At 53.8% G+C, this 14,397-nt stretch carries 12 protein-coding genes and 1 tRNA gene; 5 read left to right on the forward strand and 8 right to left on the reverse strand.

The features are described 5' to 3' along the window. The first annotated feature begins 103 nt into the window (after positions 1 to 103). The 4 genes from R70723_RS25235 to R70723_RS25250 are packed head-to-tail and all read left to right on the forward strand — an operon-like array spanning position 104 to position 4,193. Positions 104 to 1,567, forward strand: a complete 1,464-nt coding sequence (locus tag R70723_RS25235) for a spore germination protein (RefSeq protein ID WP_039876546.1) — start codon at positions 104 to 106, stop codon at positions 1,565 to 1,567. A gap of 28 nt (positions 1,568 to 1,595) precedes the next feature. Continuing rightward, complete coding sequence (locus R70723_RS25240; protein ID WP_039876548.1) at positions 1,596 to 2,804, forward strand: Ger(x)C family spore germination protein; 1,209 nt, start codon at positions 1,596 to 1,598, stop codon at positions 2,802 to 2,804. Next, the gene (locus R70723_RS25245; RefSeq protein ID WP_039876551.1) at positions 2,801 to 3,013 is read left to right on the forward strand and encodes a hypothetical protein; all 213 of its coding nucleotides are present in this window, start codon (positions 2,801 to 2,803) and stop codon (positions 3,011 to 3,013) included. The genes R70723_RS25240 and R70723_RS25245 overlap by 4 nt, the downstream gene beginning before the upstream one ends. 28 nt (positions 3,014 to 3,041) lie before the next feature. Next, positions 3,042 to 4,193 (forward strand): GerAB/ArcD/ProY family transporter, encoded by a 1,152-nt coding sequence (locus R70723_RS25250; RefSeq protein ID WP_039876552.1) that lies wholly within the window; start codon positions 3,042 to 3,044, stop codon positions 4,191 to 4,193. 93 nt (positions 4,194 to 4,286) lie between these two features. On the opposite strand, the gene ispG is transcribed toward R70723_RS25250, so the two are convergent. The 5 genes from ispG to R70723_RS25275 form a co-directional block, all read right to left on the reverse strand. Beyond that, a complete protein-coding gene (ispG, locus tag R70723_RS25255; RefSeq protein ID WP_039876555.1) occupies positions 4,287 to 5,420 on the reverse strand; it encodes a flavodoxin-dependent (E)-4-hydroxy-3-methylbut-2-enyl-diphosphate synthase in 1,134 nt (377 codons plus the stop codon). A gap of 115 nt (positions 5,421 to 5,535) precedes the next feature. Further along, positions 5,536 to 6,792 carry an ATP-dependent protease ATP-binding subunit ClpX gene (clpX, locus tag R70723_RS25260; protein WP_039876556.1) on the reverse strand — a complete coding sequence of 419 codons (1,257 nt, stop codon included), beginning with the start codon at positions 6,790 to 6,792 and terminating at the stop codon, positions 5,536 to 5,538. Between the two features lie 12 nt (positions 6,793 to 6,804). Beyond that, the gene (gene clpP, locus R70723_RS25265) at positions 6,805 to 7,395 is read right to left on the reverse strand and encodes an ATP-dependent Clp endopeptidase proteolytic subunit ClpP (protein ID WP_039876559.1); all 591 of its coding nucleotides are present in this window, start codon (positions 7,393 to 7,395) and stop codon (positions 6,805 to 6,807) included. Between the two features lie 361 nt (positions 7,396 to 7,756). Then, positions 7,757 to 9,079 carry a trigger factor gene (tig, locus tag R70723_RS25270; protein ID WP_039876562.1) on the reverse strand — a complete coding sequence of 441 codons (1,323 nt, stop codon included), beginning with the start codon at positions 9,077 to 9,079 and terminating at the stop codon, positions 7,757 to 7,759. 95 nt (positions 9,080 to 9,174) lie between these two features. Beyond that, on the reverse strand, positions 9,175 to 10,020 hold the full coding sequence (locus tag R70723_RS25275) for a hypothetical protein (protein ID WP_039879259.1): 846 nt from the start codon (positions 10,018 to 10,020) through the stop codon (positions 9,175 to 9,177). Positions 10,021 to 10,237: 217 nt separating this feature from the next. Here R70723_RS25275 and R70723_RS25280 point away from each other — a divergent pair. Next, positions 10,238 to 10,311, forward strand: a tRNA-Arg gene (locus R70723_RS25280). Between the two features lie 94 nt (positions 10,312 to 10,405). Here R70723_RS25280 and R70723_RS25285 read toward each other — a convergent pair. The 3 genes from R70723_RS25285 to pstC all read right to left on the reverse strand — a co-directional run bounded on the left by R70723_RS25285 (position 10,406) and on the right by pstC (position 14,351). Then, positions 10,406 to 12,274 (reverse strand): FapA family protein, encoded by a 1,869-nt coding sequence (locus R70723_RS25285; protein ID WP_039876566.1) that lies wholly within the window; start codon positions 12,272 to 12,274, stop codon positions 10,406 to 10,408. 254 nt (positions 12,275 to 12,528) lie between these two features. After that, complete coding sequence (gene pstA / locus R70723_RS25290) at positions 12,529 to 13,407, reverse strand: phosphate ABC transporter permease PstA (RefSeq protein ID WP_039876569.1); 879 nt, start codon at positions 13,405 to 13,407, stop codon at positions 12,529 to 12,531. Further along, complete coding sequence (gene pstC / locus R70723_RS25295) at positions 13,407 to 14,351, reverse strand: phosphate ABC transporter permease subunit PstC (protein ID WP_039876571.1); 945 nt, start codon at positions 14,349 to 14,351, stop codon at positions 13,407 to 13,409. Before pstC ends, pstA begins: the two co-directional genes overlap by 1 nt. Positions 14,352 to 14,397: the final 46 nt, after the last annotated feature.

Here is a 14,397-nt window from a genome sequence, read left to right on the forward strand (position 1 = left end):
GTTTCGGAAATTCATAAACGCCGCAGAGGGGAATCGTACTGCACTATTTTTTGCATACTACCATATTCAGGCGGAAATACTGAGCGGACAGGAGGAGATCGAAATGACTGAGAAGCATCATCCGGAGGAACCGCAAGGCCAGCTGCCCGGTTCGCTGGCGCTTTTTCTGGAGGCGATGCGCGGACGGCTGGGGAGGAGCACGGATATCATCTACCGTTTTCTGGCCCTGGGCCCCTTCTCTGCCGCCGTTGTTTTCATAGAAGGAATGGCCGATCCCCAGGCGCTGATTGAGTCACTGCACCGCGATCTGCCCCTGTTTGCGGAGATGGACGGCGCAGAGCCCGGCGAAGGGCTGAAGCTGTTAAAAGAACGGACGATCACGCTCGGCAAAGTAGGTGAGGTACAGACTCTGGAGGAGATTGAAGCGGAAATCCTCAGCGGCAACACGATTCTGTATATCGAGCAGGCTGTAGCAGCCCTGTCTGCAGGGACCGAAAATCTGAAGCAGCGCGCTGTAGAGGATGCTACCTCCCAGTCCGTCGTAAGAGGTCCGCGGGAGGGCTTCACGGAATCGCTGCGCGAGAATACGGCCCTTGTCCGCAGACGGGTCAAGAATCCGCAGCTGCGGATTGAAGAGCGGAAGCTGGGCGCAGCCACCCGGACCTCCGTTTCCGTCATGTACATGGAAGACAGGGTAGACATGGCGGCACTGGAGGAGCTTAGGCGCAGGCTGGATGCCGTGAAGCTCGACAGCGTGCTGGAGAGCAACTATATAGAGGAGATGATCCAGGATAAGCGCTACAGCCCATTTCCCACCGTATACAATACCGAACGGCCGGATGTAACTGCCTCAGCCCTCCTGGAAGGGCGGATCGCCATTCTCGTGGACGGCACACCGTTTGTGCTGATTGTTCCGGCGCTGCTTGTCCAGTTTTTCCAGTCCAGTGAGGACTACTACCAGCGCAGTGATTTTGCCAGCCTGGTCCGGATGCTCCGCTACCTCTGCTTCCTGCTTGCCCTGCTGACACCGTCGTTCTATATCGCCATTACGACCTTTCACCAGGAGATGATCCCGACCACCCTGCTGATCAGCCTGATCGGCCAGCGTGAGGGCATTCCGTTTCCCGCTTTTCTGGAGGCCTTCATTATGGAGGTTACCTTCGAAATTCTGCGCGAGGCAGGCATCCGGCTGCCGAAGTCGATCGGCCAGTCCGTCTCGATTGTCGGAACTCTCGTAATCGGCCAAGCGGCGGTGGATGCCGGGCTTGTATCTGCAGCCATGGTCATTGTTGTCGCGATTACCGCGATCGCCAACTTTGCCCTGCCGGCGTTCAATGTGGGCATTTCCGTGCGGATGCTGCGGTTCGTACTGATGGCAATTGCCGCTTCGTTCGGCCTGTACGGCATAGTAATTGCGTTGATTATCCTCGCTCTGCATCTCTGCAGCCTGGAGTCGCTGGGCGTTCCTTATATGAGCTCATTCGCACCGCTGCGCCGGGGAGCACAGAAGGATACACTGCTGAGGCTGTCACAGCGGATGAAGAATCGGTACTTTGGCCCGAGCTGATTATGGCGGGAAAAGGAGGGGCTGTCTTTTGCACACAAAATCACTCAGCTGCATCCTGCTGCTCATCAGCCTGACCGTTCTTAGCGGCTGCTGGAGCCGCAGGGAGCTTAATGATCTGGCCATCGTCATGGCGCTCGGCGTAGATCTCGACAAGGACGGCTACGCCGTATCGGCCCAGGTGATGAATCCCGGTCAGGCCGGCAGCCTGTCGGGAGGGGCCAATGGAAGTCTGCCGATTGTGACCTACAAAGCGAAGGGTAAAACGATTCCCGAAGCGCTCCAGCGTATGTTAAGCACCACTCCGCGTAATCTGTACCTGGCTCATATCCGTGTGCTTGTCTTCGGGGAAGCCTTCGCGAGGCAGGGAGTGGGCGATGCCGTGGATTTTATTACCCGCAACCATGAGCTGCGTACGGATTTCTTTCTGCTGGTAGCCAAACACACCGAAGCGTCCACCATACTCGATGTCATCACCCCCTTTGAGCAGATCCCGGCCAACTCTCTTTACTCCTCCATTCTGGTCGCCCACAAAAACTGGGCAGGCACCGGAAAAGTAACGCTGCAGCAATTCATCGTAGAGCTGGAGCGCGGCGGCTCCAATCCGATCATGTCGGGTGTACAGCTGGAGGGCGACACTTCAGAGCAGGGCTCGCTCAAAAATGTGCAGAGCGTCATCCCCAAATCGCTGATCAAGCAGGCCGGCATCGCCGTATTCAAGAAGGACAAGCTGATCGGCTGGCTGGGTGAAGGCCCGAGTAAAACCGTCAATTATGTGCTGAATGAGGTGGAATCGACCCAAGGCAATGTAGAATGTCCTGACGGCGGAGTTGCAGGATTTATCATCACCAATGCCAAGAGCCGGATCAGGATTTCAATCAATGAGCAGGAAGAGCCCGAATTCGTTATTCATCTAAAAGCGGAGGCCAATCTCACTGCGCTCCACAGCAGAATGGATCTCAGCCAAACGGCCAGCATCAGGGAGCTGGAGCAGCGGATCGAAGGGAAGTTCAATAATCTGATGACTGCCAACATCCGGCTGGTGCAGGAGGAATATGACTCAGATATTTTTGGACTCGGCGAGGAGCTGCACCGGCAGTACCCGAAACTATGGCGAAGCTACCGCAAGCACTGGGCCGAAAGCTTCCAGTCAGTTAAGGTCAGCGTTAAATCAGATGTCGACATCCGCCGGATCGGTTCGGTTGTACAGCCGCAGCAGAAGGAGATGGAGCAGAAATGAGCTGGAGCCTCTTTTTACTCCTGTCACTGCTTCTGGTGCCGGTGTTCGAAATACCTCAGCTTATCAAGCTGCGCTCGCGCCGGGATCTGCTTGTCTTTTTGGGGATATGGGCTGTTGCTCTGGCATCTACTATCGGGGTTATGGCCGGGCTCCCGCAGTGGCGGGTGCTGGACTGGGCCCGCAGCTTCGTTCAGCTGTTCCCGGGATGATTAACTATGAGGAGGGAGGCGGCTGGCCTTGAAGCGGCAAACCGGTATAAGCGCACTGCAATTCTTCATCTTGACCTTCGGCTTCACCATCGGCACCTCCATTCTTGTGACCCCGAGCGGAATCGCCCACATAGCCCGGGAAGATGCCTGGATTGCCTCCTTGGTCAGCATGCTGATCAATCTGATAATGGTGCTGCTGTATATCGCCCTCTCCAGGCTGTATCCCGGACAGTCCCTGTATGAGATTCTGGAATCGGTGATTGGAAAATGGCCCGGCAAGCTGCTGACGCTGGTCTACCTGTTCTACTTCATCTCACTGACCGGCACGCTGCTGGGCAATCTCGGCTTCTTTGTCTCCGGTGAGGTGATGCCCGAAACACCGCCTGAGGTGGTGCAGATCATTTTTCTGATTGCCGCTATCATCAGCGCCCGTAAAGGGCTTATCATTGTGGCCCGGGTCGGGGAGCTGTTCTTCCCGTGGGTAGTGGTGCTGCTGCTCATCCTCATTCTGGCCCTGGTTCCGCAGATCGAATGGAATTACATCAAGCCTGTGCTGGAGGAGGGATGGATGCCGGTGCTGCAGGCCGGACTGCAGACCTCTATTTTTCAGGAATTGATTGTGCTGATGGTCTTCCTTCCGCTGGTCAAGCGGAATAAGCCCCGTGAACGTGCCTACCTCCTCGGAGCCGCTGCAGGTGATCTTGTCCTTAGTAGCATCGTTCTGCTCAGCGTGCTTGTGCTCGGCATCGAACAGACGGAGAACAGCACCTTTCCGGCATACGCCCTGGCTAAAACGATCAATATCGGCAACATCCTGCAGCGCGTGGAGGGTATTCTGATTACGATCTGGATCCTGACCTATTTCATCAAAATCTCCGTGCTGTTCCTGTCCATGCTCCAGGGCCTGCGCAGCATATTCGGACTGAAGCGGCAGAATCATCTGATCTATCCTTTAGCCGCCCTGTTCATGATCATCGCCTGGAACACCTATATTAACACCGTCTACGTTAATGAGATCATCGCTACAGTGTGGATGAAATTCTCGTCCATTTACCTGCTGATTATACCGGCCCTGCTCTATATTATCGCGCTGGTGCGGGTAAAGCTATTGAAGCAGAAGCCGCCCGGGAAACCGGCAGAAGGCCGGTCACAGCAGCAGAAAACCCAAAAATCCCCTTAAACTCCGGATGCTCCGGAAGCTAAGGGGATTTGTTGTATAGCTAATTGTTATATGAGTACGTTATTGCAGAGAAAATCTGCTGAACCTTTTAACTTAAGCATTACCCGGCTGTACAGCCGGAGCCAGATTGGCATGCTTGCGGCCCGGAATTTCACCCGTCCGTTCAAAATGCTCTACAATCACATCAATTTCCTTCTTCAGCTCGGATACCAGTTCAGCCTCAGGGACCTTGCGGATCATCTGGCCGTAACGGAACAGCAGGCCTTCACCGCGGGCACCGGCAATACCGATATCCGCTTCACGTGCTTCTCCGGGGCCGTTAACCGCACAGCCGAGTACAGACACCTTGATTGGTACCTTGAGCTTGGAGATGTATTCTTCTACTTCATTGGCAATGGAGAAGAGATCGATATCCAGACGTCCGCAGGTCGGGCAGGAGATCAGCGTAGCCGCATTGGAGATCAGGCCGAAGGTCTTGAGCAGCTCACGGGCTACCTTCACCTCTTCAACCGGGTCTGCGCTAAGCGAGATCCGCACAGTGCTGCCGATACCCATTGAGAGCAATGCACCGATACCGGCTGAGCTCTTCACGGTTCCGGCGAACAGCGTACCGGACTCGGTAATGCCTAGATGGAGCGGATAAGGGATGACCTCCGCCGCCTTGCGGTATGCTTCAATTGCCATCGGGACATCGGAAGCCTTCAGCGAGACGATAATATCATGGAAATCCAGCTCTTCGAGAATACCAATATGATATAGGGCGCTTTCGACCATCGCTTCCGGTGTCGGATAACCGTATTTCTCCAGAAGATGAGTCTCCAGGGAGCCGGCGTTAACGCCGATCCGGATTGGAATGCCTTTCTCTTTACAGGCTTTGACTACTGCCTCTACCTTGTCGCGGCGGCCGATATTGCCGGGATTAATCCGCACCTTGTCGATGCCGTTCTCAATCGCCAGCAGCGCCAGCTTGTGGTTGAAATGAATATCCGCTACGAGCGGAATATGAATCTGCTTCTTGATCTCTTTGATCGCCGCAGCCGCTTCCTCATTGTTGACGGTTACGCGTACAATCTGGCAGCCTGCTTCTTCCAGACGCAGAATTTCAGCCACTGTAGCTTCTACGTCAGCGGTTTTGGTCGTACACATGCTTTGAATTGCAACCTCGTTATTACCCCCGATGATGACTCCGCCTACATTGACGGGCCGGGTCTGGTGTCTCAAGAACATGGTTTCTCTCTCCCCCATAACGATCAAAGCTCCACCCCTCCCGTTCCGCGGTGAAGCGGGCTAAGCGGGAGAACGGTGGAGGCTGTGATGTAATTTATTGTAAGGCCAGCGGCTCTTAGGCGCTTTCCTCTTTCTTTTTGTCCTTCTTAATGCCCAGCTCAGGCAAAGCCTTCTCCTGGACAACCTGCTCCGTGATCACGCAGTCCTTAATATCGTCGCGTGACGGAACCTCGTACATTACATCGAGCATGATGCTCTCGATGATGGCACGCAGACCGCGGGCACCTGTGTTGCGTTTGATCGCTTCCTTGGCAATAGCTTCCAGGGCCTGCGGCTCAAACTTCAGGGCTACGTTGTCCATCTCCAGCAGCTTAATGTACTGCTTGGTCAGTGCATTCTTCGGTTCGGAGAGAATGCGTACCAGCGTCGTTTCATCAAGCGGCTCCAAGGTGGAGATAACCGGCAGACGGCCGACAAACTCAGGGATCAGACCGAACTTCAGCAGATCCTCAGGCAATACCATGGACAGGTATTCGCCGGCCTTGAGATCCTTCTGGCCTTCCATGGCTGCGTTAAAGCCGATGACTTTTTTGCCGATACGGCGTTTGATCATCTGCTCCAGACCGTCAAAAGCACCGCCGACGATGAACAGAATGTTCGTCGTGTCGATCTGAATGAATTCCTGGTGAGGGTGCTTACGTCCGCCTTGCGGAGGAACGGAAGCCACTGTGCCTTCCAGAATCTTCAGCAGCGCCTGCTGTACACCTTCACCGGAAACGTCACGTGTAATCGACGGATTCTCGGATTTGCGGGCTACCTTGTCAATTTCGTCAATATAGATAATGCCGCGCTCGGCCTTCTCAACATCATAATCTGCAGCCTGAATCAGCTTGAGCAGAATGTTCTCAACATCCTCGCCCACATAACCGGCTTCCGTCAGGGAAGTCGCGTCAGCAATGGCAAAAGGCACGTTGATGATCTTCGCCATAGTCTGAGCCAGCAGGGTCTTACCGGAGCCGGTCGGACCGAGCAGCAGGATGTTACTCTTAGTCAGCTCAACATCCTCAATCTTGCTCTGGCTGTTAACACGCTTGTAGTGATTGTATACAGCAACGGAGAGCGATTTCTTCGCCTGCTCCTGGCCGATTACGTACTGATCCAGAATGTCGCGGATTTCCTTCGGCTTCGGAATATCCTTCAGATCCAGCTCTTCCTCATGGCCGAGCTCTTCCTCAACGATTTCCGTGCACAGCTCGATGCACTCATCGCATATATAAACGCCTGGTCCTGCTACAAGCTTGCGGACCTGCTCCTGTGATTTACCGCAAAAGGAACATTTCAGCTGCCCTTTTTCATCATTAAACTTAAACATCTTACCACCCCTTTAAGATATGATCGGTGAAGAGAGTACCTGGTCAATAAGCCCGTAATCCTTCGCTTCTTCCGCGCTCATGAAGTTATCGCGGTCCGTATCCCGTTCGATTTTTTCAAGGGGTTGACCTGTGCGATCCACATAAATCTGATTCAACTTCTGTCTCGTCTTGAGAATCCAGTCTGTATGAATCCAAATATCGGATGCCTGCCCCTGAACACCGCCGAGCGGCTGATGAATCATAACCTCACTGTTGGTCAGTGCATATCTCTTGCCTGGCGCTCCGGCTGTAAGCAGCAGGGAGCCCATACTGGCTGCCATCCCGACGCAAATGGTGGAAACATCCGGTTTGATATATTGCATCGTATCATATATACCCATGCCGGCTGTCACAGAACCACCGGGTGAGTTGATGTACAGGTGTATGTCTTTTTCCGGGTCATCCGCAGCCAGAAACAGCAGCTGGGCAATAACCAGATTGGCAACATCATCGTCAATCGCATTGCTCAGGAAGATAATGCGGTCCTTAAGCAACCGGGAATAAATATCGTATGAGCGTTCGCCACGATTAGTTGATTCCACAACCATAGGTACCAGACTCATGCCACCAACCTCTTTTCTCTATACAGATTAGTCTTGCCGTTTCAGAAATAGTTTAACACGTTCGCAGCGGGATGTCATTTTTTCACTTTACAAGCAGAAGCAGCTTGCCCGTCCACTCAGGAACGGCATCACTTCTCTCTGCAAAAGCTGATAAACCCGCGTGCATGCCATTATAGCGTACTTCCTGCCAGAATGCCAATTACACCTTCCGGTTATGTACACCCAGACCCTTATACACACCCAAACACCCGGCCGCCGATAAAAAATAAGGCACGTAACAGAACTTACGTGCCTTATTGACTGCTATTATGGAGGCCGACTTGCCTGGCCGCTCTAGGTAAAATGGAGTTTACAGCTGAACTTACTCAGCGCTTGCTTCTTCAGCTGCTGGCGCTTCAACTTCAACGCTGCTTGATACAAGCAGGTCGATGGTTTTGCGCAGGGAGATTTCTTCGTTCAGGCTGCTCAGGGAACCGTTCGCTGCCAGGATGCTGCGGATCTCTTCAGGCGAACGCTTGAAGGATTCAGCCATGCTGGCAAGCTCCTGTGTTACTTCTTCTTCAGAAACTTCGATGTTCTCTTCCTTCGCGATCACTTCAAGAACCAGGTTGTTGCGGACGCGCTTCTCGGCATCGCCCTTCATCTGGCCTTCAAGATCTTCACGGGTCTGGCCGGAGAAGCTGAGGAACATGTCCATGTTCATGCCCTGCTGTCGAAGACGGTTGTCGAAATCACGAACCATGTTCGCTACTTCGCTGTTGATCATCGCTTCAGGAATTTCAACTTCTGCGTTAGCAGCCGCTGCATCAACTACTGCATTCTCACGGGTGCCTTTCAGTTCTTCCTGCTTGCGGGATTCCAGCTGTGCCTTCAGGTCTGCCTTGTATTCTTCAAGAGTGTCGAATTCACTTACATCCTTAGCGAACTCATCATCCAGCTCAGGAAGCTGTTTGCGTTTGATTTCGTGCAGCTTCACTTTGAATACTGCAGCCTTGCCGGCAAGGTTCTCTGCATGGTAGCTCTCAGGGAAAGTTACTTCAACATCCTTGAAATCGCCAGTAGCCATACCTACAACCTGCTCTTCGAAGCCAGGGATGAAGGAGTTGCTGCCAAGCTCCAGAGAATGACGCTCAGCCGAACCGCCCTCGAAAGGAACGCCGTCAACGGAACCGTCAAAGTCAATAACAGCGATGTCGCCATTAACTGCCGCTTCTTCTTCAACAACAACCAGCTCAGCGTGACGCTCCTGCAGGCGTTTCAGTTCAGCGTTCAGCTCGTCTTCAGTAACTTCTGCCTTCTGGGCAGGAACTTCCAGGCCTTTGTACTGGCCCAGCTTCACTTCAGGCTTAACGGTGATCTTCGCTTTGAAGATGAAGGCTTGGCCTTTAGCGAATTGCTCGATGTCCACTTCAGGACGGTCAACAGGGAAGATGTCAGCCTGCTCAACAGCTTCGCCGTATACTTCAGGAAGAAGGATGTCGATTGCATCCTGGTAGAGGCTCTCTACACCGAAACGGGATTCAAAGATCGGCCGCGGCACTTTACCTTTACGGAAGCCAGGTACGTTTGCTTTCTTAACTACTTTATTAAAAGCTTTGTCGAGGGCAGCAGCTACGCGCTCTGCTTCTACTTCGACTTCAAGAACTCCAAGGTTCTTCTCTATTTTTTCCCAGGTTGCTTTCATAATATACTTTTCCCTCCAAAAATAGGTTGCATGTTAGTTTAGATAATCACATTTTTCACGCACAGAATAACCATTATATTATATACAACATTGCTTTATTTATCAAGTATGGAACTCTTAACAAATCCCCTCAGGGACCTGTAGGCCCCTTCAAATTGAAAGCGCATGCTGTCCGTAATGCCGTACATGGCCCGCGTCTCTTCCTCCTGCCGGGTTCCGTTCAGGCTCTCAGACACCAGCTGATGCAGCGCGCCGGCCCAGATATCAAGCAGGTCATCGCCGCCGTCCAGCAGCTTGCGGTAATCGCCCGACCCGTATATCGACATCATAAACTGCCCCCAGAGCTCCTGGGCAAAATAGTACAGCGTAGGCTCGTGCACCTCGGCCTGCTCCGCTACCCGCTCCATCACCTGGGCGACCTGCGGCGGAAAATCGTCATTCTGCAGCGGCACCGCTTCAATCTCAATCTGCGCCAGCTCGCTGCCGCGGGCCAGCCTGATCACGCCCTGCACCCCGCGCTTCTTCAGCGTCTGCAGTGTACGGAACTGCAGCAGCGGATGTACAGGTGTCTTCTGCAGCCAATTCGTCAGCGTGTCATCCACATGACTGCCCTCAAGATACGATAGCTGCTCCAGCGCCAGAATTGTTCCTTCCGACAGCGGCTCCTGCATGACCTTGCGCAGCAGCTTGTCAGGGTAGCCCGCATCTTCCTCCAGCTTGGATTTCGCCAAAATACGCGCCATATCCTCTTCCTTCAGATCCTGCTCCTCGCCGGATTCTGCATGATCTGCGCCGTTGCTCCGGGCATCATAGGGAAAAGCCGCCTCCAGCCAGTCCAGCAGCGACTGCCATTCCTCATAGTGCCGCTCTTCCTGTCCCTGGCATTGCAGCAGAAACCGCAGCAGCTCCATCGCTTCCCCGTAACGCTCACTCTCCAGCATGACCGTAAGCTGAATCTGGTAATAATCCAGCGTCTTCGGAAACAGCACGATATTCTCTTTGGCGGGGGAATTGAATTGATTAATGAGGGCACCTCCTTTTTATCCGATCCATGATCAATTGTAGATTATAGCATATCCTGCAACGCATTCAAAAAAACAAGTTGATAAAGTTATTCATATGTGATAACATAATTTTTGCTTGCTTTTGAGTATTCATGTCCCGGTAGCTCAGCCGGATAGAGCATGCGCCTTCTAAGCGCACGGTCGGGGGTTCGAATCCCTTCCGGGACGTAACAAGCACTGACAGCCTTCCTTCGGGGAGGCTGTTTTTGCGTTCCGGCGGGATGAGAACCCCATTCCGGGGGACGTGGGAGCATACGCTTCGTTACTCCGACTCCATCCGCAGCTTGATTATGCGGATATTGTCCGCGTCGAACGTAATGTTCTCCAGCGGCGTGGTGATATCTGCGGCGTAGCGGTCGATGGTGATGCGGCCGAGGTAGATTTTACGCACGGTGATACTGTGCTTGGCCTTCAGATAGGACTGAGCCCCGCTCTCGCCGCCGACATAATACGCACTGATGCTGCCGCCCGCCTCCAGCCTGGAGCCCCGGCACACCGCAAACACCTTGCGGAAGCTGATATTGCCCGAAGAGAACAGCTCGCTCTGCACAATACCGTCACGGTGGATAATGATATCTCCGTTAGATTTGAGCGTACTGTTCTGGCATTTGCCGATGTTGACCTCCACCTTATTCTCCTGCATCCGGGCCACGCCCGCGTGCAGCTCCTCGATCATGTTGATCACACCGCTCAGCGAGGCCTCGTTCATGAAGTCAATGAGCTGCACCGGCTTCAGCATCAGCTTCAGAAAATGCAGCGTCTGCTCCAGATCCTGATGATACGAGGCCTGCACCGTTGCCAGCACCGAGAGCAGCTCTTTAATCAGCTCGGGAATTTTCTGAAACTTGCTCTCCAGCAGCAGCACGACGGCCTGGCCGTATTTTACACTCTGCTTGCGGGCCTGGACGGCCTGGATGAGCATGCGGACCGCTTTTTTCAGCAGCATCGCTTCTTCAATTAACAGCTTGGAGCAGTTAAAAATCCGGTTGTACATCACGCCGAAATAGCCGGAATACAGATTGCTGTTAACGACGTTTCCTTTTACGACAATACTTCCGGTGGCGGTAATGGTTGAGTTATAGACGCTGCCCTCTACGTACACATTGCCGAGCGATTCAATAATCATATTGTCCTCAACGTTCCCCCGCACCACCACATCACCCGAGAACAGAATATTGCCCGTCTTGATGCTGACATTGCCCGGCACCGTATAGGTCGTTGTAATGTCAAAAGATTTGACCTTCTCCCCGGTCACCCGGGGGCGGCCCTCGCGCAGCGCACGAATCTCGTTGTTGATCAGCAGCACCGTGTTATTATGGGCAGCTATCGTAATATCGCCCGGACGCGGCGGATACAGGATTTCCCCGTACACGTCACAGCCCGGAATGCCCTCTACAAAAGGAAGCCTGCGGGCAATGACCTGGCCCCTGATCACAGACGGAATGCGGAGATGGCTGCGGAAGTCCACCTGGCCTTCGATTTCACTGAAATCGTTCTCAATCGTCTCGGAAAAAAACAGCTCCAGCGACGCATTCTCCCCCGGGACTGCCGCCCTCCCCTTAGCTGCTGTAATCGGCTGGTATGTCGGGTTCTGCAGCTCGGCATGAATGCCGGAGATGTTCAGATTCTGCATAATGCCCCGCTGCTCAAAGTCGGCAATAATCTGATTCAAGCCCAGCAGCTCTATTACAGTATCCGTATCCATCGCCGCCCCCACCTCAATCATGCTGGACGAATAGCAGTCATTCAGCTTCCACTGGTAACGCCGCGTGGAATACAGGGTGAAAAAAGCCTGCAGGTGATCCTCGGATACATGAATCTTATACAGCGGCGGCTCCGTGATCGACCATTCGATCTTATCGAGTGAGGTCACCTCGGCAGGACCTGTAACCGGCTGTCCGTTGACAAGGACTACGACCGGAGCCGCAGCTGTAATGACTGCAGGACTGCCGCCGGGCAGCGGGTCCTGGACAAAGATTTTACCCGCACGGACGAGCACGCGGCCTCCGAGATCATTATCAAGGTCAGGTTCAGCAAAGGATGCATCAAGCGCCTCTTCATCCACATTCTCCGAAAGCTCCAGCATATTGATCAGCTGGTTCAGCTCCTGCTCATTCATCCGGTCCGGCATCAGATCTGCACCTCCAGGTTACTGCATAATTGTCGAAAAACGGCATTATATGCCTGTTGCTTCATTCTATTATTATTAATAATTTTAAGCAATTGATAAACAGCCGCAGGCGGAGAAACGCCAAATAACCCCACAAGGTGGGGCCCTTACAAGGATGCTGAATCAGGTGCTTTGCGGGGACCCCATTCTTTATTACCAAAAAAAAGCTGTCCGGAGTGCAAATTACCACCACGGACAGCCGGTAAGCCTCTCTATTAGTTCCCTCTTTTGCGGTTGCCCAGCCACAGCGGGAACCGGAAAATAAAGTTGATCAGCAGCACAACGAAGACCAGCACTGCCGCCGACTTGTCGGCGATCTGCCGCGCGTCTTCGACAATGGCCTCGGACTGCACATACCAGAGATGCACCGCCAGGGTCTCACCCGGGGAGAACAGGTTGAAGTCCCACATTTCGCCGGAGGTGCTGAGGCCGGCGGTCAGTATAATGACCGCCGACTCCCCGAAGGCGCGTCCGGCCACAAGGCAGATGCCGGTAACGATGGCCGGCAGGGCCACCGGCAGTACAACCTTGCGGATGACGTGGAATTTGGTCATCCCCAGCGCATAGCCGGCTTCCCGGATGTCACCGGGAACGGCCCGCACCGCTTCCTCGGTTACGCGGGCCAGCATCGGCAGGTTAAGCAGAGCCAAGGAGACACCGCCGCCGAGGATGGTCAGGCCGATGCCGAAATATTCGGCGAAGATGGCCAGACCCAGGAGACCGAACACGATCGAAGGTACGGAGGACAGCGACTCCACGCAGATGCGCAGCGCGCCGGTAAAACGGTTATCCGGAGCATACTCCGCCATATAGATCCCGGCTCCCAGTCCGATCGGAATGGATATCAGCAGGGAGATGAACAGGATATAGAAGGAGTTGAACAGGACCGGCCCGATCCCGCCGCCCGGATCAATCTCCTCCGGGAGCTTGAACAGGAACTCCGGTCTGAGCTGCGGCAAGCCTTTGCCGAGAATGGTAAAGAGCAGCCAGAAGATCAGCAGCATAACCAGCGCACCCAGGGCATAGAAGCCGTAGGTCGCAAGCTGGTTGTTGCGCCGGGAGCGTGCAGTATGAGGATTACGGGTAAAATTCATCACGCATCCTCCCTTTTCCGGCCGATTACTCGGATAATAAGAATCAGCACAAAGGAAATCAGCAGCAGCAGGAAGGCCATCATATGCAGCGCGTAGTTCCAGTTCGAATCGAATTCCACGTTCGAAATCTGCATAACAATATTGCTGGTCAGTACGGAGGACGGGGTGAACAGGCTTTTAGCCAGCTGCGGCGTATTCCCGATTACCATGACCACCGCCATTGTTTCACCGACTGCACGGGTCATCCCCAGGATGATCGCCGAGATGATCCCCCGCTTGGCCGCCGGCAGCACAACCCGCATAATGACCTGCAGACGGGTGGAGCCGAGGGCGTAGGCCGCATCGCGGAATTTGCGCGGTACGGCAATAATGGCATCATCGCTGATCCGGCAGATTGTCGGCAGCACCATCAGCGCCAGAACCAGCGCAGCAGCCAGAACGCCGTCGCCCAGCCCTTCACCGCTGACTCTGCGCAGGAAAGGCAGCAGTACGGTGAGACCAAGATAGCCGTATACTATAGAAGGAATGCCGACAAGCAGATCGAGCACGGGGCGGATAAAGCTTTTCATCCACTTGGGGGCGATCTCCGCACAGAGCACAGCCATCCCGACAGAGACAGGCACTGCAATCAGCAGGGTAAGCGCAGTTAGAATTAATGTATTGACTATAAAGGCAGCCGCACCAAAAACCTCCTCCTCCGGTGTCCAGTTAAAGGACAGGAAGAACTCGGCCGGAGAGACATCCCCGAACAGCAGCAGCGCTGTTTTTCCAATGAATACAATGACAAGTCCAAGCACGAAACAAAGCGCCAGGATGCTAAAAAAGAAATAATAACGCGATAACCGGTTGCCAAGCAGATGTCTTCTGTGGCGTTTGTCATTAATGATACTGTGCTCAGCCTTCTTTGGCGTCTGGGATGCCAGGCTTTGGACGGGTGCCCCCATACTTTCCCTCCTGTAAGCGGCCAACCCCGTATGTTCCGGAGCTGGC

Source organism: Paenibacillus sp. FSL R7-0273, from assembly GCF_000758625.1.
Classification (GTDB): Bacteria; Bacillota; Bacilli; order Paenibacillales; family Paenibacillaceae; genus Paenibacillus_AQ.